The following is a 23,141-nucleotide window of genomic DNA, read 5'->3' on the forward strand; positions in this document are numbered from 1 at the left end:
ATCTGAATTTATAGTTTCGCGCTAATCTGTTGGACTGGTTTATGACAAGAAGACAGAACAGGAAGACAAAAAATGGACTCGCGTAAACCGCTGGACGGATTTGCCAGCAGCGTGATGGTTGGGCTTTGTATTATCTGGGGTGTGCAGCAGGTGGCGATCAAAAGCGCCGCAGCGGATATCACGCCGTTGTTGCAGGTGGCGCTGCGCTCGGGCATGGCGGGGCTGGCGGTGATGATCCTGATGCTCATTCGCCAGCGAAAAATCCCCTTCAGCGCACAGACGCTGCGCCCCGGATTGCTGGTCGGTTTGCTGTTTTCCGTCGAATTTATGTTTGTCGCCGAAGGGCTGCGGTTCACGACCGCCGCGCACATGGCGGTTTTCCTGTATACCGCACCGATATTTGCCGCGCTTGGCCTGCATTTTCTGGTGCCGGAAGAACGCCTGAGCCGCCTGCAATGGTCCGGCGTCGGCATCACCTTTCTCGGCGTAATTGTCGCTTTCCTGTTTGGCGGCAATAATTCTACTGCACCGCAGGCCAGCAATATGCTGCTCGGCGATTTCTTCGGCCTGCTGGCCGGTGCCTTTTGGGGTATGACCACCATCGTGGTGCGTCGCAGCGCGTTATCTTCCGGCAGCGCCACCATGACGCTGTTTTATCAGCTGGCTGGCGCGTTCGTTTTGCTCGGTGCCATGGCGTTACTGACCGGTCAGACACAGTTTCGCCTGACGCCGGTATCTGTCAGCAGCATGGTATTTCAGACCGTGATCGTGACGTTCGGCAGTTATCTGGCGTGGTTCAGCCTGATGCGCCGTTATCAGGCTTCGCGTCTGGGGATCCTCTCGTTTATGACGCCGGTTTTCGGCATTATTGCGGGCGTGGTTTTTCTGCATGAACCGCTGAAAATCAACTTTATCGCCGGTGCGCTGCTTATCATGCTGGGGATCCTGACCGTGAGCGCCGAAGGAATGTTGCGCCAGTGGATAGCAAAAAGGCGTCACGGAAAATTGCGTTAATGCCTGATTACAGTGAAAATTAATCCTGATCATTAAGCACGCGACACGAAGCAGCTAATCTGCTGCCTGTCCCCGCGATTACAAGAAAAATGGAGTTTATCATCGCCCGAACACAACACATTTCAGCGATCAAGATCGTCAAAACATCAGCGACCCTGATGGGGCTGGCGCTGTTACTGGCCAGTTGCTCTTCGAAGCCGCCGAAATCGCTGGTCACGCCGCTGCCACCGGTGTCCAAACAGCCACTACCGGGTAAATCTGCGCCGTCGCATGAACCGGTGCGCGGTGTATGGCTGGCGACGGTTTCGCGTCTCGACTGGCCGCCGGTATCTTCGGTGACAGAAAGCAGTCCGACGGCACGCATCAGCCAGCAGAAAAAGGCTCTGACTGACAAACTCGACAAGCTGCAAAGTCTCGGAATAAACACCGTATTCTTCCAGGTGAAACCGGATGGCACGGCGCTGTGGGCCTCTAGAATCCTGCCGTGGTCGGATACGCTGACCGGCAAAATTGGTCAGGATCCGGGCTATGACCCGTTGCAGTTTATGCTCGATGAAGCGCATAAGCGTGGAATGAAGGTCCACGCCTGGTTTAACCCTTACCGCGTGTCGGTCAACACCAAACCTTCTACCGTGGCTGAGCTGAACAACACGCTGCCGTTGCATCCTGCCAGCGTATTTGTCCTGCACCGCGACTGGATCCGCACCGCCAGCGACCGCTTTGTGCTCGACCCCGGCATTCCCGAAGCGCGCGACTGGATAACCAGCATCGTGGCCGAAGTGGTGTCGCGTTATCCGGTGGATGGTGTGCAGTTTGATGACTATTTCTATACTGAAGCGCCGGGTTCGACGCTCGACGATAATCTGACGTTCCGGCGCTACGGACAGGGATTTGCCTCGAAAGCCGACTGGCGACGCCATAATACCCAGCTACTTATTGAGCAGGTTTCACGCACCATTAAACAGCTGAAACCCGGCGTGGAATTTGGCGTCAGTCCGGCTGGCGTTTGGCGTAATGTATCGCACGATCCGGCAGGTTCCCGCACCTCTGGCGCGGCGGCCTACGATGAGGCGTATGCCGATACGCGTCTCTGGGTGCAGCAGGGTTTGCTTGATTACATCGCCCCGCAACTTTACTGGCCTTTTGCCCGCAAAGCTGCGCGTTATGATGTGCTGGCGCAGTGGTGGGCTGATGTCGTAAAACCAACCCATACGCGCCTGTATATTGGCGTCGCGCTGTATAAAGTGGGTGAACCTTCGAAGAGTGAACCCGACTGGATGATTAGCGGCGGCGTGCCTGAGCTGAAAAAACAGCTCGATATGAATGAATCCAACCCGCAAATTCAGGGCACGATTCTGTTCAGGGAAAACTACCTCAACCAGCCGCAGACGCAGGAAGCGGTCAGCTACCTGAAACGCAGATGGGGCAGCGCGGGCTGAGGTTCGCCTAAGCGCGACCGGTCAGCCGGTCGCGTTTTCAAAATCTTCTTTTTTCAGGCGCATGGGTGTAATCGGCATGCCGTAAAAATCGGTGGTCGGGCCGGTGATTACACCGCCCAGATCACTGATGATTTTCACCGTGGAATCCCGCGCATCCAGCAGCACTTTATCCGTTTGCTCCAGCATCTCCTGCAATGAAACACGCGCCAGTTGTTTACCGATCCCCATTCCGCGATAGCACGAATTCACCGCAAACCGTCCCCAGTGCCAGTGATTATTTTCATACCAGCAGGAAACGGTGCCCAGAACATATTCCCCCGAGCGGACTATCCAGCACTGACTTTTTAGTTGCGGCGGTAATGAAATCAGTTCCGCCGGAATATTCTGTTCCTTTGCAAACGTCTCAGATAATAGTTTCGTCACTTCCGCCTGGTAATTATTGCGCATTATTTCAATTTGTATTCTTTGCGGATGACGTGCAGCGTTACGCCGGAAGGTGTTAATTCTCAGCGCACGTAACCCGTTTATTATTTCCTGCGCATCCTGTAACGCCATTGCATTATCAATAAATGAAAATTCATTATCCGCCGCGTCATCCGCCGTCGCTAAACTCCGCGCACCCGCCGCCGTCAGCTGAAAACTTTTTTGCCGTTTGTCTTTGACACCCGCCACCGGTTCAACATAATTTTTCCCCGCCAGCACGTTCAGCGCCCGGCTCAGCGACGCCTTATCCATACTCAGCTGCAGACATAATTCGGCAAAAGACGTCACGCCATTCTTTGACAGATAGGTCAGCAGATGCGCCTGTGTCAGGGATAAACCCGAACGAAAACAGTTTTTATCCAGCAGCCCGAGCTCCCTGACAAGATAGCGGAGCTCGGTACGGATCGTGTGAATGGCCGACATGATTAACCCTGATTGTTGATAGTATCAATGAAATTAAAGTGCTTCCGGGATTCTGTCAATCTTTGCTAGCCCTATCCACTCATCTCCCTGTCTGGCTAAATCGCCAGTGGCAAGGACGGAATGTATTTGGGTCTAAAATGATTTAAAAAGAATAATCAGAACTAATAAGAGGAAAATTCTTAGAGAACACAAAACCATCGCTTCAATTACATTCACACACACTTCTCACAGCCACTATTTCAAATGATTGCCCATATATCACTTTTACCTCAACGTTTTTTGAGTAGAATCCACGACTGAAATTTGACTTAAGTTACGTGTTATTTCTATTCATAATATCAATGATTTTACACAATGGATTAGTTTCATAATCAGAGAAAGGGTTTAGGTGAGTCGATCCTGTTTCTGTGTTGTGGGAAAGGGACTTAAACGATGAGCATTCAGGATTACATTCTTGCAGGCAGTAAATTACCGTTCCACAATCATTACCAGTTAAGACTTAAACGGCTTGAATCTCAGCAGCCCGGCGTCGATATGTCGGTGCTCAAGTTCAGTGGCTGCGAGGCCATCAGCGATATCCTGCGCTATGAGATTGAGTTTACCAGCGCGGTGAAAGACATTCCCGCTCAGCACATCATCAACTATACCGCCCTGTTTCTGATGTACCCCGACGGCAAGCCGTGGGAGTCCGTTAAACCGCGCATCATCCCCGGTGTCATCACGCAGCTCCGCCAGTGCAGCACTTCTGCCGATGAAACCCGCTACGTCGCCACGCTGGAACACCGCGTCACCCGGTTAAATCAGGGCAGCAATAACGCGATTTACCAGAACGACAGCGTCATCAGCATGACCGAGAACACCTTCCTGCGTTACAACATGGACCGGCTGGATTTTCGGTTTGCGCTCAATGATCAGTATCCGCTGAAAAAATTCATGATGCAGTTCGGCGAAAGCGAATACGCGCATATTGCGCGACGCCTGGCTGACAGCGGCATCTCGTACTTCTTCGAATATGACGAAGAGAACAACTGCGACGTCATGGTCCTGGCCGACCATTCTTACGCCTGGCCGAAACCGGTTGAGATCCCGTTCCGCAACCCGGCGGGACTGTTTGACGGCGGACTGGAATCGGTCTGGGAGATGTCGGTCAGCCGCAAGGCCATTCCGAAGTCAGTCACGGTTAACGACGACTATTACCCCGCTGCGCAGAGCGATATGACCGGCACAGCGGAGACCAATCCGGATTATCCGGCGCTGGTTGCCGAAGATTACCGCTGGGGTGAGTACTATCCTGAACCGGGCAAGGAATACAGCAGCGAGCCCGGACAGGGCATGTGGTACGCCAGACGCCGTCAGGAGCGTTACCTCAGTGAGCAAATCACCTTTGAGGGTAAATCCAACTGTATGACGCTGCGTCCGGGGATGGTAATCACCACGCCCGGCAAAGACTGGCCGGAAGCGCCGGACGGTCTCCTGATTGTCTCCACGAACTCTAAAAACGTCGCCCGCGACACAGCGTATTTCGTCACCTTCACCGCGGTTCCGCGTAATACCCAACATCCGTATCGCCCTGCGTTGTTGCCGTGGCCGACCGTCACCGGCACGCTGTCTGCCCGCATCTCCAGCGCGCATCCGGATGAACCTTACGCCCACATCAACGCCGACGGTTTGTACCGCGCCCAGTTTGGCTTCGACCGCACCGAATGGCAGAAAGGCTTCGAGAGCTGCTGGCTGCGCCTGGCGAAACCGTATTCCGGTGATACCTGCGGCTTCCATATGCCGCTGCTGGATTCCACCGGCGTGGCAATTGCGTTCGAGAACGGCGACGTTGATCGGCCTTATATCGCCTATGCGCTGCATGATTCAACGCACCCGGATCATGTGGCGTTACCGAACTACAAGCGGAACGTCATCCGCACTCCTTCTGGAAATAAGATTCGACTTGAGGACCAGCGGGGCAAAGAACATATAAAAATCAGCACGGTACATTCAGGTAAGAGCCAGCTCAGCCTGGGACACCTTGTGGACAGTGCCAGAAAGCAGCGCGGTGAAGGCGCAGAATTGCGAACTGATGCCTATGTTGCCGTTCGCGGCGGTAAAGGCGTGCTGCTTTCTACCGAGCCGAAGAACAGTGCTCAGGGACAGCAACTGGATATGGATGCCGCCATTGCCCAGCTTGAAAAAGCCCTGGCTCTGGCCAAAACCCTGAAGAGTACCGCCGATATCGCTCAGGCGTCTCCGGCAGAAACCACCGATCAGGAGCTGCTCAAGACAGACCTCACCAAACTCGCTCAGCCAGGTGTCGTCGTCTATGGCGATGCCGGTATTGCGCACACCACGCCGAAAACGATCCAACAAACTGCAGGTAAGAATCTGGTGGCCACCGCCGGCCAGGATGTCAGTTTCAGCGTATTCCGTCGCTTCTCAGTTGCCGCCGGTGAACTGTTCTCCGTATTTGCGAACAAGTTAGGCATCAAGCTCATCGCTGCTGCAGGAAAGGTGCAGCTACAGGCGCAAAAAGACCAGATGGAGCTGACCTCCTTCGAGGACATGCAGATCACCAGTACCAACGGCCGCATCGTGCTGAACGCGAAGAAAGAGCTGTTACTGATGTGTGGCGGGGCTGGGATCCGTATCAAAGACGGGGTGATCGAAGAGCTTGCTCCTACCCGTATTCTACAAAAATCACCTGAGTTGATTTACCAGGATGGAGACAGCGTCAGCCAAGCAATGCCATCGTTCAAACAGGGCGACTTTGGGTTGAAGTACAAACTTCATAGTAAAGGCAACCCTGACTGGGTTTTAGCCGAGCAAAAATTCAGGATTCGGAAATCTGATGGCTCCGTAGTAGAAGGGGTTACCGACAGTAACGGTGAATCCCCCTTATTGAAAATGAATGAACTGGAAAAACTAGTCATTGAACTGATCAAGGATGAGTAAATGAGCAACGATAATAATGATGCTATACGTTCGTGCGGGATTATTTCAGAAGATGACACCGGCAGGCCTAGTGATTCAGGCGCTATGTTGATTCAGACTTGCGAGGTACATCCTGCATTGCCATGTATTGTGATATTGGTCCACGGCGTTAATGATGTTGGAGAAGCCTACCAAAACCAGGACATTGGTCTTTGCATAGGGCTAAATAATCGTCTCAATCGCACAGATTTACATCCACATAGCTGGATAGAAAAACAATTTCAGATAGCAGATATTGAAGGAAATATCACAACTAAAACCTGTGATGTGAAGCACCAAACCTGTATTGATGGCCTGAACCGTTCACCCGTGATCCCTTTCTATTGGGGGTATAAACCCGTAGATAAAGCGAGCTGGGAGGCTGATCAGAAAGCTTACCAACAGGATTTAAAGAGCCTGCATAATGAGGCCAATATTCCCTATAACGCCTACAGGGAAGAAGATCCCAAGCGTATCGCTCAGTTTAATGACCAAAACATTGATAATTTTGGAAACTGGCTAGACCGCACCGCTGCGAAAGGTGGTGGGACTTTTGCCAATGCGACAACTAATATTCCCGATATGTTTGGCCCGGGTGCCAGCGGCGCAGCACTGAAGTTAATCGGAGAGTTGTCCCGTTCAGAACTTAACGACGGTGACTGGAGTCACCCAATTTACGATAACCCTCATCGTATTTACCAGGCCTACGCGGCACGACGTCTAGCGAATTTGATATTGGAAATTCGAAATAACGATGCGACTAAAAATGATGCTATTAATATCGTTGCACATAGCCAGGGTACCATTATTACTATGCTGGCAAATATGTGGGTTAAAGAAGCAGGAAAACCTCCGGCTGATTGTGTCATTCTAAACCACTCCCCCTATTCGCTGGAGAATCGCTGGCTCGAAAATACTTCCCCAGGGAACCAGCAAACAGATAACGCCAGACAGAAAACCTTAGCTCACTTTTGCCAACTTATGGGCACTAATCCTTTGTACAATGGAGGAAAACCCCACGATGGCGCCTATCAGAAAGAACTCACAAAAAAAATGTGTTTGCCCCCGGTTTCACAATGGGGAAATCCTTTGTTCTCACGGAACAACTTCGGTCTGGTATACAACTATTTTTGCCCCAATGACGGTGTAGTTTCCATGTTCCCTATACAGGGCTTCGGCTGGAGTGGTGTGCGGGATGCCATTCGCAATTCGTTGGGCGATAATTTCCGTCAACGGGCATTCTGTAAAGGCTTCAAAATTGGTGACCGCACAGACCTGCACTTTTTATTCCCCAGGGGGGATAAAGACGCTCCAGAAGTAGGGAAAACTAACGCCAGTTATCACTTCTATGACGTGACTATCAACGCACCTTTGTTACCTGAACCTTTCGAGTTTTCTCTAATGGGGCAGGATAATCCAGAACGTCACCAAACTAACCCAGATGTTCCTGCTGAAAGGTATCGTGCCGTTTTGGATGGCAACGATCCAGACCTTGCCGGATCGGCTATGGCAGCTCAGGAGTTTCTTGCAATGCCAATCCCGCAGCCTAAAACACCGGCATTTTACAGCCTGCATCCTGGAGATGCGCTTAACCAAGAACAATTGGATGAAATAAGCAAAATCTATAACATCCGGGCAATGTCAGGTGAAAAAATTGACTGGCAAGGTCAGTCGCAAGAAATGATGGCAACCTCCGGTCAGGATCTGCTGATTAAACGCCAGATGACGAAGGGAGAAGTACAGGAAAGGCTTAAGAGCAGCAAAAACGTTATTACTTATAGTCAACATTCTTCGATTGTAGCGAACAAAGACGTACCCAGCAAAGCGATGGCTTTCGATTTAGCGATCGGTCGCTGTAATGCCTTTGAGATAAAGAAAGGTGAGTTTTGGCGAGATTTATTGCTGCTGGCAGATTGGCGACAGGAGCGAAATCCTGACTCTAAAGTTAAAGATTACTATCAGAATGGGAAGTTACCAATTGATTTTAAAGGGTTCATGAATAAGCCAGAGCGAGAAAAAGGAATGCCAACTGGAGACTCTGGTGTAGTGAACGAATTTGGTGGGCTTAAAGAAAAAGTTGTTCCACGTAGCCGTGCAGAAATTGAAATGGGCATCGTTCCTAAACCGAGCCCCAAAAGCGATCCCGTACTGCAGTGGGATATGCCTGAGCCAAAAATTTAAGGAGAAAGGGATGTCTGTTTTCAAATTGATGCTGCTGTACGGAACAATAATTTTATCGGGTTGTGATCAAAGTTCAACATCAAATAATACGCCACCTACACAAGTTGTGTATCGTTTTGACGATCATAGATACCTAGAACTTACCGGTTTTGGTTGCATTGGAGCCTTGTGGTACACCGATGTGAAAATGAAAATTCATACCGAGGTTACCTCTCAATTTTATCAGCTATTTACCTCAACCTACATCCATCCTTCGGAGAGATATATCGCCATCGGTTACTACGATAACTCTGGCTTTTTAATTTCAAAAGATTATGGCCGAACTTGGGAGCGAGCAAGTTATTCACCTGGAGGCGGAGCCATTCCGGGGGGAAGTTCAAACCCTAGCTCCGGTGAAATTGAGTCATTCACGGTCATCAATGACCAAGCTTTTATTTTGACTAAAAAGGGGGAACTCTATCTCAGTTCAAAACCTTTTGGCGAACGTTGGGGTAAAGACTATGCATCTCTCAGAGCGATTGAAGACCAGCGGTATGGCTACAAAATGACATTCTCGGAAGCAAAAAATTTTCAGGATCTACCGCATCAAGTACCTGAAGTCAAAAACTATATCGGTTGGGATCATATGCGCTGTGACCCGAACTTAGGGTCATCCTCTATTGAGGATAAGAAGTAATAATGGCAACTACAAAAAATTCAACCATAAGTTTGAATAACATCAAAACGTGGGATAATTGGGCATACATTATTTCTCTTTATCCATGGTTCTCGATATTGCTTTCTTACATCTTAATTAGTCTGCCTGGCTACAGATGGACGATGCCAATTTGTGCGCTCGTTTTTTATTTCGGATTTTTTGTAGTTTCCGGTGTTAATTTTGTCATGTCGATTATTTATATGCTCCTTCCTAACTCGACGCGCTTGCAACGAACGTTCCATTTTTGTGGAATTAATTCGATTTCCATTTTCTGGCTATATTTTATATTTCATTAAGGGAACCAATGAAAGGAGTCATCCGCTTAGGTGATCCACATAATCACGGGGGCGCCGTCAATACAGCATCCGGTGCAATTTTTGCGGGCAAACCTGTCATGCTGGCAGGCGATAAAGTCAGCTGTTCCCAGCACGGTACAGTGCCTGTTAATCAGGGGCACCCGACCTGGAAAATGAGGGGGCAGGCTGTCATTGTCGATGGCTGCACAGCGCAATGTGGTTGCGTGTTAAGGACAACACTTCCCAATGCCGGAGCTCAAGGATGAACTGGCTTTTACCCTCAATGCCTCGCAAAGAATTACCAAAGCCGCCTATGTGGTGGTGTTGGCCACTACTGCTGCTCATTTTAATTTCTATTGCCGCGCTTATTTTATTTTTCACCTGGCCAGTACAGCGTGGCTTTGCCAACAGTCGTTTCTGGTTATATCTCCTGATAATTCCTTTCTTACTGGCATTCGCAATTGGTGCTTTCGTATTGAGTGCGTGCCTGCAGGCTCGCAGGGCAGTGATATTCCGTAATCAGTTTATCGATAGCAAACAGGCTCAGTGGCAGAACTGGGCTCGACGAGCATTAAAGTTAACCAGCTGGAGTTTGTTGACGCCAGAGCCTGATCTGGCTGTACGGATTTTAGGGTTTGAAGGTGTGATGCCACAGGCGCCGTCTAAACCTGCCTCGTTAGTTGAAAATCAAAATGACAATCTTAGCGCGTCGCCATTAGCTGACATCATCACTCAAACATTGGCGCCTCTGTCGGAGCAATTGAGCAAGCTTCAGGGGGTACAGGTCTGGTTCTTCACCGGCGAGGTTGAAAATACCTCCTGCATCGCGGTCATACAGGCCTGGAAGGCTGCGCTGAACAAACAACTCCCCTTGGATCAAATTCACTACCTCGAGCAATATCCGGATGGCCAGTTGTTGACAGATTGGATCAATAACCCCCTGTTAAAACCGCATTTACTCATATGCTGTCAGTTTTTAAAGGCAGAGTCTCAGGTAAGCGAATTTAGCGCTGCCCTGCTCTTTCAACCCCATTCCGACGCGCATCTGAACAGCATAAAACTTAAGCCAGTGTACGTATTCCGCCCACAACGAAATCCCTTGATTGAGTTTGAACATAACGCAGCTCATTTTTTGGGGGCAGACCAAACAGAGGGAACCCGATTGCGTCATTTGTGGGATAACGGATTAGAACGTCGGGAACATAGCAAACTGATCTCGATACTCGATGAAAGCGCTATCGCGATATCTCCAAATAATGTGCATGTTTTACCTCAGTTACTGGGGCCTTCGGCTTCCTCTAGTTTTTGGTTAACGTTATGCCTGGCAGCCGAAAGCTGCGATTTAGGCCAGCGCGGCCAGCTGGTCGCCGCACAGTCTGAGGAGTCCATCAGCCTGGTGCAGCTCAGCACCCAGCCTGCTGCGCCCGTGGACATGCCTGTCGATACGATTTCACGCTATCCGCTGGCCTATCTCGCGGGGATTGTGGCCGTGATGCTGGCTCTGATATTACTCCCCGCCGACCGTGATACGCAGATGGGCATGCTGCCCTGGATGGGCGGCGGACTGGCGGTGGTCGCGGCCTTACTGAGTTTCTCTGTCCCTCTGGTACTGCGCTTATGGCGTAAGCGGCTCGATGTGGAATGGCACCTGCTGGAGCAACAACGTCATGACTAAAAGCCTTCACCTGATGCTGGTGGTGATGCTCGCCCTGGTCCTGAGCCTCCTGTGGCTGAACGCCGACGGAGAAACCCTCACCCACGGCGTGGTCTGGTGGGCAACCGGCGTCATCCTGCTGAGCTATTTTCTGCTGGCCCGCTACGCCTTCGCCCTGGAACTGCTCGATTTTAACCGCCCGCCCGAGACACAGGACGACGCGCGCATCACGGCGTTTGATACCCTGCGCTTCACCCTGCGTCACCGCTATGGCTGGCACTGGAAGCACAAACAGCCGTGGCTTTTGGTCACCGGTGAGGCGGCGGTGGTGGAAAAAGTCGCCCCCGGCCTGACGCAGGCGCGCTGGCAGGAAAGCCAGAATGCCGTCCTTATCTGGTGTGGCGAGGCTGACGCGCTGGATTTAGCCGCCGTCACGCAGCTGCGCGACATGCGCGGGCGCCGCGCCTTTAACGCCGTGCTGTGGGTCACCGATGTGACGGCAGAGCCACAATACCTGTGGACCACGCAGCCGGTGCCTAATCAGACGCTGCCGGCGTGCAACAGCGACGCCGTCTATCGTCAGTTTATCGCGCTCGGGCGCACCCTCAGCTGGCGTCCGCCAGTGTTTGGTGTGTGCCTGAGTGAGCCGCAGTGGGAACAGGACGACCGCCCGGTGCAGACTATCGGCTGCCACTGGCCGGCGGGCACGCCGGTCTCCCTTGATGACCAGCTCAGTCAGCTGGCCGCCACGCTCATTCCACAGGGCATTGCGCAGCTGAACGAGAACAAACGCTGGGCCTGGTTGCTGCAGCTGTCAGGGGATCTGAAACACCACACCGGCGCGTTGCTCAGGCAGCGTTTTCAGCCGTGGCTCGGTGAGCATCAGCGCCTGCTGGCCGGCGGCATCTTCTTTATGCCTGCTACCCCTGAACCGGCTTCTGTTCAGCAACACTCCCACGCCTGCTATTTGTCCCCCGCCTGGAACGGCGTGATCGCGCAAAGCCGGACGCAGCAGGGTCGCCGCGACCATCTGTCCACCGGTGACAAGCTGGCCATCGGCACGCTCACGCTGGCGGGACTGTGGGTGCTGGGCATGGGAATATCTGCCTGTGCCAACCGCACGCTTATCGCCGACAGCCAGGCGCTGCTGCAGGCGACCCGCACGCCGGCCCCGATGTCCGACACGCTGACCCGCAGCGTCGCCCTGCAGGACAACATTGACCGCCTGCTGTGGTGGCAACAAAACGGTTCGCCGTGGCTGCACCGCTTCGGCCTCGATCAGCGCGATGCGGTGATCAACGCACTGTGGCCCGCCTATACCCGTCAAAGTCAGGCTCTGCTGATAACGCCGGTGGTGGACGCGCTGAAAGACCGGCTGCAGGCGTTTGTGTTCCTGCCGCCGGGCTCTGCCGAACGACGTCTGGCCGGGAAAGTGGCCTATCAGCAACTGAAAGCCTACCTGATGCTGCTGCATCCTGAACATGCCGACCCGGCCTTTATGCAGCCGGTGCTGTCTCCTCTGTGGACGGCGCCGGGCGGCGTGGCGCCCGGAGAATGGCTGGCCCGTTCGGACAAGCTGCTCGGCTTTTACCTGCAGCAGCTGCCGCGCCATGCGCAGTGGAAGCTGCCCGCCGATGACCCGTTGGTGGCCAACGTGCGTACCATCCTGCGCAGCCAGAAAGGCATCAGTAACAGCGAAAACGCGCTGTATCAGCAGATGTTACTGAGCGTGTCGCCGCACAATGCCGACGTCACGCTCGACAGCCTGCTCGGGGAAACCGCCGGCGGTCAGCTGTTCTCCACCGATGACACCCTGCCCGGCATGTTCACCCGTGAAGCCTGGGAGGGAGAAGTCAGCGACGCGATTGATAAAGCGGCGGCGGCACGCCACGTCACCTCCGACTGGGTGCTGGATGATAAAGGCGAACAACAGCTGCTGACCAAAGACCAGCTGCAATACCGCCTGACCGAACGCTACTTTGCCGATTACACCAGCGCCTGGCTCAATTTCCTCAACAGCATCCGCTGGAACACCAGCGACTCGCTGAGCACCTCCCTCGATCAGCTGACCCAGTTGGCCGATGCCCGTCAGTCGCCGCTGCTGGCCCTGAGCCGCACCCTGCGTTATCAGGGTGCGGCCGGTCAGCACCGCGAAGCGATGGGGGATTCCCTGCTGAAATCGGCGCAAAAACTGGTGTCGAAAACCACGCCGGACGCCGGATTTGCTGGCGGGCGCAATGACCCGACCCGCGTGCTGAGCGAGACCTTCGCCCCGCTGCTGGCCGTGTTACCGCCGGAAACCCCGGCGGCTGGCGACGCGCCTGCGGCACAGAATACCGCCGGCGTCTCCGTCAGTAACTACCTGCTGCAGGTGTCACAAACGCGATTGCAGCTGATGCAGGTGGCCAATGCCTCAGACCCGCAGGCGATGGCACAAAGCCTGGTCAAATCCGCCTTCAGCAACAGCGATACCACGCTGTCGCAGGGCCGTCACTACGCGCAGCTTCTGGCGGCCAGCCTGGGTGGCGAATGGAGCAGCTTTGCCGACGCCGCGTTTGTCCAGCCGCTGGAACAGGCGTGGAACGGCGTGATGACTCCGGCGCAGCAGGGGATCAACAGCGCCTGGCAGGTTCAGGTGCAGAACCCGTGGCAGGCGGAATTTACCGGACGTTACCCGTTCGATAACACCAAAAACGACGCCGACTTCACCCAGCTGGCTCACTACCTGAGGCCGGATACCGGCCTGATTGACCAGTTTATTACCCGGCAACTGGCCGGCGTGCTGGAAAAACAGGGTGACAGCTGGGTACCGAATCCGCTCAACACCCAGGGAATGAGCATCAACCCGGACTTCCTCAGCGCAGTTAACCAGCAGAGCCAGCTCGGCCGCCGCGTCTTCCCGCAGGGTAAACCCGGCGTGACCTTTGAGCTGCAGATCCGCCCGACCCCTAACGTGGTGGAAACCGACCTGCAGATTGACGACGCTGTTCTGAAGTACTTTAACCAGCTGCCGGGCTGGCAGACGTTCCGCTGGCCAGACGCCGCCAGCGATCACCCGCAGGTGTCCCTGACGTACTCACCGGTTGCGGCATCAGGGAAAAGCGCCGACGCTTTCCAGAGCTATTTTCAGGCGGACGGCGGCTGGGCCTGGCTGCGTTTACTCGATAAGGCGCAGGTTGAACAGCTCGACAGCAGCCGCTATCGCCTGAGCTGGCAAACCGCCACCAGAGAGACGCTGAACGTGGTGTTACGCACCCAAAGCGGCCGCGGCCCGCTGGAACTGCTGACCCTGCGACGCTTTAAGTTGCCGGCCCAAATATTTACCTCTCCGGGCATGGCCACGGACAATGCGGAGGACACAACGCGCCATGATGCCCAATAATTTCCAGCGACTAACGCGCGGCACCGCGCTGTTATTGCTGCCCTTGCTGATAAGCAGCTGCGGCCTGACGCAGCGCGTGGGCAACGGCGCCTCTGCGGTCGCCAGCGCCGTGTTCTACCGTAAAATAGACACCTTGCATCTGAAGCTGACCTCCCGCGCCGCGCTCAACAGCAACGAAGGCGGCGAGGCGCTGCCGACGGTGGTTCGCGTTTATCAGCTCAAAGACCGCAAAACGTTTGATACGGCCAGCTACGCCGCCCTGCTCAAACAGGACAACTCCGTGCTGGCCGCTGACCTGCTCGACCGGCAGGTTGTCCAGGTGATGCCGGACGCAGAGGCGACGGTGGCCGTGCCGCTGCATGCCGACGCAAAGTTTGTCGCCGTGGTTGCCCTCTTTATGGCACCGGATGCCACAAACAACACCTGGCGGCTGGTTCTCGAACGTAATGACCTCGATGACAGTAAAGACCGGATCGTTGAGCTCAATGACAACCGGCTGCAGCTCAGGAAAAGTCAGTAATGGAAGACGATTTCTTAAAATATTTTGACGGCGAAATGCGCTATCTGAAGGAAGCCGGGCTGGAGTTTGCCAAAGAGTTCCCGGAGCTGGGACGCGCGTTAGGTCTGGACAGCAGTCCGGTACCGCGCGATGACTCCGTCGAACGGCTGTTTCAGGGCTTTTCGCTGATGATGGCCAAACTGCGTCAGAAGATAGATGACGATATTCCCGAGCTCACTGAGCCTCTGCTCTCGCACCTGCTGCCGGTGATCAACCGCACGCTGCCCTCCACGGCAATTGTCGAACTGACACCGGCCGCGCCGGAGCTGCATGTGCGCGAAGAGGTGTTGCCCGCTGAAAGCGAGCTGTTAACCCAGCCACTGGGCAACGACCGTCAGCGCTGCGTTTATCGCACCACCCGCGACCTGAAGGTGCATCCTTTTGCCCTTGATAACGTCTCATTAATCACCCTGCCCGAAGGCCAGCAGGCGCTGAAACTGCGCTTTACCCTGCCCGCCCTCACGGAAATCCGCCGCGCCGACTGGCAGAACATCAGCCTGTATCTCAACGGCGACCGCGTACTGCAGTCGGCGCTGTATCTGGCTCTCAGCCGTCAGGTGAAGCGGGTGAACTTGCGGTACTGGCAGGAATCGACTGAGCTGACGCCGGTAGACGTGCAGTTTGTGCCACGCTGGCAGGCAGAAAACGACGCCTCGCTTTGGCCGGAGAGCGACAGCCCGGCCCTGTGCGGCGAGGTGCGCCCGTGGCTGGAGTATTTCACTTCCCCCGAACGCTATTTCTTTATGCAACTGCGCGGACTGGAAACCCTGACCTTTCCGCCTGACACCACCGCCTTTGATATCGAGGTGACGCTCAGCGAACGCTGGCCGTACGATTTAGCCGTGCCGCCGGACGCCATCCGCATGCACTGCGTGCCGGTGATTAACCTGTTCCGCCTGCTGGCCCAGCCGCTGTCCGTGACCACCGCGGTCAGTGATTACCGCCTGCGGCCGCACCGGCTCAGCGACGGCCACACCGAAATCTACGCGGTTAATGAGGTCGCGGAAGTGACCGAAGACAACGCCGAATTCAGCTACGTGCCTTACAGCCAGTTTCGTCAGAAAGGCGGCATGCTCCAGTATAAGAAAAACTGGCCCGACCGTTATTACCACACCCGCATGTACCGCGGGACCTCCGGGCTGAACGAGACCATTTTAATGCTCGGGGGACGCACTCACGAAGAGCAGAATGGCCTGAAAATTGGCCTGAACATGACCTGCACCAACGGCGCGTATCCGCGCATGGCGTTACAGGAGAGCGTATTCGACGGCGAGACCGCCCTGGGTAATCTTGAGCTGAAGTGTGCCACCCGCACGCGTCCCTCCATGCCGCATTACCCGCCGACCGCTGAACTTTATCAGTGGCAGGTGCTGTCGCTGCTGCATCCGCAGGCCATCGCCGGGCTGATGGAAACCGACACGCTGCGTCACGCGCTCAGCCTGCTGGACTGGACGCATGACCCGGACAATGCCCGACGCATTGCGGGCATTACGCAGGTGAGCTATACGCCGTCTCACTACCCCGCCGAAGGCTGGCACGGCGTGGCTATCCGCGTAACGCTTGATGAACATCAGTTCTGTGGCCAGGGCGATGCATTGCTGTTTTGCGAGGTTCTGGAGCAGTTCTACACCCAGTACGCCGATATCCGCCGGTTTATACAACTGACGGTGACGCTCAGTCAGTCCGGGACACAATGGTCATGGCCGGAACGCCGCCTGACACGGATTTTATTCTGATGAAGACGGAAGATAACAAAAAGCGTCTGAACGAATTCTGGCGGGACGAAGACGGCAATGACCGGGCGCACGCGTTTAACTTCTACCGGTTCTGCCAGTTGCTGGAGAAACAGCTTTCGGATCATCAACCTCCCGGAAGCACCTTCTCGCCGAAAAACGACGCGGTGCGTTTTCGTCCGCATCCGGGGATGGGATTCCCGGTCAGCGAACTTAAAGCCGTAGAAAAGAGCGAAGAACGCCCGGACGCGCCGCCGACGGTACGCACCACCTTTATGGGACTGTACGGCGTGGATTCGCCGCTGCCGACCGGCTACATCGATGACATCACCCAGCGGCGAGAAGGTCACGAGGCGCTGGAAGCCTTTTTAGACATCTTCAACCACCGGATGATGACGCAGTTTTACCGCATCTGGCGAAAGTACAATTATCCCGCCACCTTTGAAGACGGCGGTACCGACAAAACATCCCGCAGCCTGATGGCTCTGACCGGCATCACCGACAGCGGCGACGTGCCCGCCTCGCGTTTACTGGCGTTGCTGCAGCCACTTGTCAGAACCACCCGCACGGCGGAGGGGATTGTGAGCGTGATCCGCACGCAGGCACCGAATACGCAGGTCACCGTGAACCCGCACATGGTGACCCGGATGCTGGCAGGCAAACGGGCGAGATTCTCGTTTTCAGAGCAACAAAGGTTGGGCGATCATCTGGTTCTCGGTAGTCATACGGAGGACGCCAACTATTGCATCGGCGTGGAAATGTTTACCGAAGACGCGGCTGAGGCTAAAGGCTGGTTGCCAGGCGGTCAGTTGCGGGAAGACGTGTTTACTTTGTTGCGTGTGTATCTGGGATGTGATTATGACGCCAGCCTGAAGTTGACCATCCCGATAGAATTGGCTCCACTGCCACGCCTGGGCGACCGTTCGCTGCTAATGGGATATAACGTCGTAATGGGGTTACGGGAAGATAATCTGGATGACATGCCGGCAGAGGTGACGATGAAGTTGGGCAGGATCCGGGATGAAAAGCATTAACTACCGCTGCATCATGCCCGATGCAGCGGCAGTAAATTACCTGTCAGTCCCCATCCTACAGCATCACTTTCGCCGCCATTTCCCGGCTGTAGTCGCGGCTGGCGTCGACCAGCACGCGGGTGTAATCATCCGTAATATCGCCGCGCAGCAGGGCATCGGTTTCCAGTGTTTCGAGGATTTTGCCGTATTTCATCACCGCGACGCGCTGGCAGAGATGGGCGATCACACCCAAATCGTGCGTGACCATCAAATAAGTCAGCCCTTCCTCTTTTTGAAGATCGAACAGCAAATTGAGGATTTCCGCCTGTACCGACACATCCAGTGCTGAGGTCGGTTCATCGAGAAGTAACACGCGCGGTTTGAGGATCAGCGCCCGCGCAATCGCCACACGCTGGCGCTGTCCGCCGGAAAGCTGATGCGGATAACGGCTGCGGAATGCGCGGTTTAAACCGACTTTCTCCAGAATGGTATTAATGCGTTGATCACGCTGATCGATGCGATGAATTTGCAGCGGCTCTTCCAGAATATCGCCAATGGTGTGGCGCGGATGCAGCGAACCGTACGGATCCTGAAACACCATCTGCACCAGACGGCAGCGGTCACGACCAATGCGGTGTTCGAGCTGCTGGCCATCGATTTCCAGCTCGCCCTTCCAGTGAGTAAACAACCCCGCCAGACATTTCAGCACCGTGGTTTTACCGGAACCGGACTCGCCCACCAGCCCGAAAATCTCGCCTTCACGCACGGCGATATTCACATCGGTCAGCACCTGCGTGGTTTTCGCGCCTTCGCCAAAAGTCAGGTTCAGGTTACGCACGTCAATCATGGTTTTAGCTGTCATGTCGGCTCCTTAATCGGTAAGCCAGCTGGCCTGCCGTTGCATTACCGGCAGCGGATAACGGCGGTTATCCATGTCCGGCAGCGCGTTCAGCAGGCCACGCGTGTACGGATGCTGCGCGTTATCCAGATCGGTGGCAGCGATGGATTCCACGATGCGTCCGGCGTACATCACCAGCACGCGGTCGCAGAAACTGCGCACCAGATTGATGTCGTGACTGATAAATATCAGTCCCAAACCGCGCGTTTTTACCAGGTCGTCGAGCAGCGCCAGCACCTGTAAACGCACGGACACATCCAGCGCCGAGGTCGGTTCATCGGCGATCACCATTTCGGGGTCGGTGATCAGCATCATTGCAATCATGATGCGCTGTCCCTGCCCGCCGGATATCTCATGCGGGTACAGACCGTAAACGCGTTCCGGATCCCGGATGCGCACCACGTCGAGCATGTTCAGCACTTTGCGTTTGGCATCCTGATACGAACATTTGTGGTGCGACCGCCACGCTTCGGCGATTTGATCGCCCACGCACAGCACCGGATTCAGTGAGTATTTTGGGTCCTGCATAATCATCGAAATCCGTTTGCCGCGTACCTGACGCATCTGCTTCGGGCTGGCGCGCAGCAGATCGACATCGGCGAACTGCATTTTGCTGGCAGTGATCTGCGCTTTTGAGGGATGCAGATGCAACAGCGCACGACCGACGGTGGATTTACCCGAGCCGGATTCGCCGACAATCGCCAGTTTTTCGCGTCCGAGCTGGAAAGACACGCCGCGTACCGCCTGCGTCACCTGACGGCCATTCACAAAGCTGACGTGCAGGTCCTGCACATCGAGTAACGCCGGAGCGTCAGTCATTTCGGGGATCGAGGATGTCACGAAGGCCATCTCCTAAAAAGTTGAACGCCAGACTGTTAATCAGGATCGCCAGACCGGGAATGGTCGCCACCCACCAGCACTCCATCATGTACGTACGGCCACTGGAAATCATCGCGCCCCACTCCGGATCCGGCGGCTGTGCGCCAAGCCCGAGAAAGCCCAGACCGGCGGCAGTCAGAATGATACCGGCCATATTCATGGTGATACGGATGATCACCGACGGCAGGCACAGCGGCACAATGTGACGCCACAAAACCCGCAGCGGACTCGCGCCCTGCAACCGCACCGCAGAGATAAAATCAGCTTGTCGCAGCGAGAGCGTTTCGGCACGCGCCAGACGCGCAATCGGCGGCCACGCGGTGAGCGTAATGGCGATCACCACATGTTCCAGGCCGGGACCCAGCGCGGCGACAAACGCCAGCGCCAGCACCAGACTCGGGAAAGAGATGAAGATGTCGGTGACGCGCATCAGCACCATGTCCGTTTTGCCGCCGAAATACCCGGCGGTAACACCTAACAGTAAGCCGAGCGGCCCGACGGTCACCGACACCAGCAACACGATGTACAAAGTGATGCGAGAGCCATACACCAGACGGCTGAAGATATCGCGGCCAAACTCGTCGGTGCCGAACCAGTGCGCCGCCGACGGCGGGCTGAGCGCGTTGTTTAAATCCTGCACCAGCGGATGAAACGGCGCGATCCATGGCGCAAAAATCGCCACAATCATCAGCACCAGAACTATCGCGCCGCCGATGGCCGTCAGCGGATTACAGGCCATCTGCCACAGAAAATGGCCCACGCGGCCAAACGCCCTTTTCACGCGCTGACGTTTTTCATCGCCTGCGCTGAGCGTGACGGAATCGAGGGAAATCGTCATACTTTTGTCCTCGGGTCAAAGACCTGATAAAGCAGGTCAGAGAGCAAATTCAGCACCACGAAAATCATGCCGACCACCAGCACGCAGCCCATCACCGCGTTCATGTCGCCCAGCATCAGGCTGCTGGTGAGATACGAACCAAAGCCCGGCCACGAAAACACGGTTTCTATCAGCACCGCGCCTTCCAGCAGTGAGCCGTACGCCAGCGCCACCACGGTCAGCAACTGAACCAGGATGTTGCGGAAGGCGTGATTCCACAGCACATGCCATTCGCTCAGCCCTTTGACGCGGGCTGTGATAATGAATTCCTGTGAAAGTTGCGCCAGCATAAAGCTGCGGGTCATGCGGCTGATGTAGGCCAGCGAGTGAAAGCCTAGTAGCGACGCAGGCAGGATCAGGTGATTAAGCGCGTTGCGAAACACTTCCCAGTTTCCGGCGATCAGCGCGTCAATCAGCATAAAACCACTGTGCCGCGTGACCTGCCCGTCGAGACTGAAATCTACCCGACCGGCACCGCCGACCCAGCCGAGCCAGGCGTAAAACACCAGTAGCCCCATCATGCCGACCCAGAATATCGGCGTGGAATATCCGGCCAGACTGATGATACGCACCACGTAATCGGCGATGCTGTTGCGTTTTGCCGCTGCCAGTACGCCAAGCGGAATGCCGACGCCTGCGCCGAGAATGATCGCCAGCGTCGCCAGTTCCATGGTGGCCGGGAACACGCGCAGAATGTCCTGCGTCACCGGTTTGCCGGTCAGCAGCGCATTGCCTAAATCGCCGTGCGCCAGCCCTGAAAGGTAGATGCCGAACTGCGTCCACAACGGTTTATCAAAGCCGAGCTGGTGGTAAACCTGTTCATAGGTGCTGTGGTCGGCGTCCGGTCCGACAATCGCCAGCACCGGATCCACCGGCATCACGCGGCCAATAAAAAACGTCAGCAACAGCAAGCCAAACAGTGTGACCGCCACCTGCACCAGCCGTTTGCCGATACGTCCGGCGGGGAATGACATCCGCGCCGTTTGCTTTGAAGCGGGAGCCGGGATTTGCATGGTCATAACCCTTTACCTCCGGTTGGCTGGACGTCAGCAGGTTCGTCTTTCCAGACGTCGCGCAGGAACGTGGTTGCTGAAGGATGCGGCAGGTAATTTTTGACATCCTTACGCACCACGATGGAATCAACCATTTGCGAGAGCGGCACCAGCGCCGGGATCAGCGCGTCATAGCGTTCCTGAATGGCGAAGTAATCCTGTTTTTGTTTCTCCGGGTCACGTTCGAGCAGCGCCTGATCGATATCCATGTTCAGCTGTTTATCGTAAAAACCGGTGCGCCAGCCCTGAAAGTTGGTCAGCCGCGCCGCGTCGTTGTTGTCGGGGTTATACACCAGCGCGCGCAGGCTGGAATGCGGATGCGGTTCCACGCCGCTGCCGCCGCGCCCGACCAGCATGTCGAACTTACGTTCACGCATCGCGCCGTAAATCTGGTTACCGGTGCCGGTGACAATTTTGGCGCGAATGCCTGCCTGCATCAGCGTGGACTGCACAGCAATGGCGATATTGAGGAATGGCTGATCGGCCAGCACCCGCAGCGTGGTATCAAAACCGTCGGGATATCCGGCTTCCGCCAGCAGGGTTTTCGCACGTGGGATATCCAGCTGGTAACCCGGATCAGGCAGCGTGGCAGGCATCCCGACCTGAATCGGCCGCTGATGCACAATGCCGTAGCCGTTCATTAGCGCCTTGCCGATGCCCTGATAATCAATCAGATAGCGCACCGCTTCGCGTACTTTCGGGTTAGCAAAATGCGGCTCTTTCATGCTCATCGCCACGTAATAAATGGTGCCTTTTTTTACCTGATCGACCTGCATCGCCGGGTCGTGACTGAGCGCGGTAACATCCGATACGGCCATGTTATTGGCAATATCCAGATCGCCTTTTTCAATCATCAGGCGCAACGTCTGCGACTCCTGAAAATGGCGGAAGACTACGCGCGAAAGCTTAGGTTCACCGCGCCAGTACTGCGGATTACGGCTCATGTTCAGCACGTCTTTCGCCTGCCAGTTATCGAGGCGAAACGGCCCGGAACCGGCTTCGTTAGTGGTCAGCCAGCGGTTACCCCAGTCGCCATTCACTTCATGCGCCTGCACAGTTTTGCTGTCCAGCGCCACCACGCTGCCGAGCGCCGCCAGTGAGTAAATCACCAGTTTCGGGTCATTGGGTTTCGGTAACTGAATTTCGACGACACCGGGAGACGGCGAACGTACCATCTCATCGACATTCTTTTTGCTGAAACCGTAGGATTTCCACACCGAGGCCTGTGCCAGATTGAGGTGCAGAATGCGGCGCATCGACCACACCACATCGTCCGCGGTGACCGGATTGCCGGAGTGGAATTTCACGCCGTCGCGCAGATGAAACGTGATGAGATTACGGGCGTCGTTGACCTCCCACGAGGTCGCCAGCGCCGGGCGCACGTTGGTGAGTTGTTGCGGATCCAGCTCAATCAGCGGATCGTAAAGATTGACCACGATGCCGACAATATCATTGCCGGTCATCGCTGCCGGATCGAGCGTTAACAGGTTATTCATGTTCATGCCGATGATCAGCTGGTCGGGCGGCGTTTTTGCCTGCGCCGTCCAGCCACCGGTCATCAGCAGGAGCGCGAAAATCCACGCGCCCCACGTTTTGCCAGAGT

17 protein-coding genes are annotated in these 23,141 nt (G+C 55.2%); 11 read left to right on the top strand and 6 right to left on the bottom strand.

The features are described from left to right. The first annotated feature begins 72 nt into the window (after positions 1 to 72). Positions 73 to 1,014: a DMT family transporter gene (locus EC840_RS06445; RefSeq protein WP_132964511.1), complete on the top strand. Its 942-nt coding sequence runs from the start codon at positions 73 to 75 to the stop codon at positions 1,012 to 1,014. 158 nt (positions 1,015 to 1,172) lie between these two features. Further along, on the top strand, positions 1,173 to 2,453 hold the full coding sequence (locus tag EC840_RS06450; protein WP_243701038.1) for a glycoside hydrolase family 10 protein: 1,281 nt from the start codon (positions 1,173 to 1,175) through the stop codon (positions 2,451 to 2,453). A gap of 21 nt (positions 2,454 to 2,474) precedes the next feature. On the opposite strand, the gene EC840_RS06455 is transcribed toward EC840_RS06450, so the two are convergent. After that, positions 2,475 to 3,359: a GNAT family N-acetyltransferase gene (locus tag EC840_RS06455; RefSeq protein WP_132964515.1), complete on the bottom strand. Its 885-nt coding sequence runs from the start codon at positions 3,357 to 3,359 to the stop codon at positions 2,475 to 2,477. 432 nt (positions 3,360 to 3,791) lie between these two features. Here EC840_RS06455 and vgrG point away from each other — a divergent pair, with 432 nt between their 5' ends. The 9 genes from vgrG (at position 3,792) to tssG (ending at position 17,853) form a co-directional block, all read left to right on the top strand. Beyond that, positions 3,792 to 6,299 (top strand): type VI secretion system Vgr family protein, encoded by a 2,508-nt coding sequence (gene vgrG, locus EC840_RS06460; RefSeq protein WP_132964517.1) that lies wholly within the window; start codon positions 3,792 to 3,794, stop codon positions 6,297 to 6,299. Beyond that, positions 6,300 to 8,498: a DUF3274 domain-containing protein gene (locus EC840_RS06465; RefSeq protein ID WP_132964519.1), complete on the top strand. Its 2,199-nt coding sequence runs from the start codon at positions 6,300 to 6,302 to the stop codon at positions 8,496 to 8,498. It abuts the gene before it with no gap. A 10-nt stretch (positions 8,499 to 8,508) separates the two neighbouring features. After that, positions 8,509 to 9,174: a hypothetical protein gene (locus EC840_RS06470; protein ID WP_113878372.1), complete on the top strand. Its 666-nt coding sequence runs from the start codon at positions 8,509 to 8,511 to the stop codon at positions 9,172 to 9,174. Positions 9,175 to 9,499: 325 nt separating this feature from the next. Then, positions 9,500 to 9,757, top strand: coding sequence for a PAAR domain-containing protein (locus tag EC840_RS06475; protein WP_132964521.1), 258 nt, complete (start codon positions 9,500 to 9,502; stop codon positions 9,755 to 9,757). Next, the gene (locus EC840_RS06480) at positions 9,754 to 11,166 is read left to right on the top strand and encodes a hypothetical protein (protein WP_132964523.1); all 1,413 of its coding nucleotides are present in this window, start codon (positions 9,754 to 9,756) and stop codon (positions 11,164 to 11,166) included. The genes EC840_RS06475 and EC840_RS06480 overlap by 4 nt, the downstream gene beginning before the upstream one ends. Continuing rightward, the gene (locus EC840_RS06485; protein WP_132964525.1) at positions 11,159 to 14,527 is read left to right on the top strand and encodes an ImcF-related family protein; all 3,369 of its coding nucleotides are present in this window, start codon (positions 11,159 to 11,161) and stop codon (positions 14,525 to 14,527) included. Before EC840_RS06480 ends, EC840_RS06485 begins: the two co-directional genes overlap by 8 nt. After that, a complete protein-coding gene (tssJ, locus tag EC840_RS06490; RefSeq protein ID WP_132964526.1) occupies positions 14,514 to 15,047 on the top strand; it encodes a type VI secretion system lipoprotein TssJ in 534 nt (177 codons plus the stop codon). Before EC840_RS06485 ends, tssJ begins: the two co-directional genes overlap by 14 nt. After that, positions 15,047 to 16,822 carry a type VI secretion system baseplate subunit TssF gene (gene tssF / locus EC840_RS06495; RefSeq protein ID WP_132964528.1) on the top strand — a complete coding sequence of 592 codons (1,776 nt, stop codon included), beginning with the start codon at positions 15,047 to 15,049 and terminating at the stop codon, positions 16,820 to 16,822. Before tssJ ends, tssF begins: the two co-directional genes overlap by 1 nt. Beyond that, positions 16,786 to 17,853, top strand: coding sequence for a type VI secretion system baseplate subunit TssG (gene tssG, locus EC840_RS06500; RefSeq protein ID WP_132964530.1), 1,068 nt, complete (start codon positions 16,786 to 16,788; stop codon positions 17,851 to 17,853). The genes tssF and tssG overlap by 37 nt, the downstream gene beginning before the upstream one ends. A gap of 55 nt (positions 17,854 to 17,908) precedes the next feature. On the opposite strand, the gene EC840_RS06505 is transcribed toward tssG, so the two are convergent. Genes EC840_RS06505 through EC840_RS06525 form a run of 5 tightly spaced genes read right to left on the bottom strand, consistent with a single transcriptional unit; the run spans position 17,909 to position 23,097 of the window. After that, complete coding sequence (locus tag EC840_RS06505) at positions 17,909 to 18,679, bottom strand: ABC transporter ATP-binding protein (RefSeq protein ID WP_112287454.1); 771 nt, start codon at positions 18,677 to 18,679, stop codon at positions 17,909 to 17,911. Between the two features lie 24 nt (positions 18,680 to 18,703). Further along, the gene (locus EC840_RS06510; RefSeq protein WP_132964532.1) at positions 18,704 to 19,570 is read right to left on the bottom strand and encodes an ABC transporter ATP-binding protein; all 867 of its coding nucleotides are present in this window, start codon (positions 19,568 to 19,570) and stop codon (positions 18,704 to 18,706) included. After that, entirely contained in the window at positions 19,542 to 20,447 is a 906-nt protein-coding gene (locus EC840_RS06515; protein ID WP_112287441.1) for an ABC transporter permease, read from the bottom strand. Before EC840_RS06515 ends, EC840_RS06510 begins: the two co-directional genes overlap by 29 nt. Then, complete coding sequence (locus tag EC840_RS06520) at positions 20,444 to 21,505, bottom strand: ABC transporter permease (RefSeq protein ID WP_165353187.1); 1,062 nt, start codon at positions 21,503 to 21,505, stop codon at positions 20,444 to 20,446. The genes EC840_RS06515 and EC840_RS06520 overlap by 4 nt, the downstream gene beginning before the upstream one ends. Beyond that, the gene (locus EC840_RS06525; RefSeq protein ID WP_132964818.1) at positions 21,502 to 23,097 is read right to left on the bottom strand and encodes an ABC transporter substrate-binding protein; all 1,596 of its coding nucleotides are present in this window, start codon (positions 23,095 to 23,097) and stop codon (positions 21,502 to 21,504) included. Before EC840_RS06525 ends, EC840_RS06520 begins: the two co-directional genes overlap by 4 nt. Positions 23,098 to 23,141: the final 44 nt, after the last annotated feature.

This window comes from Rahnella sp. JUb53 (genome assembly GCF_004346065.1).
In the GTDB taxonomy this organism is placed as follows: domain Bacteria; phylum Pseudomonadota; class Gammaproteobacteria; order Enterobacterales; family Enterobacteriaceae; genus Rahnella; species Rahnella variigena.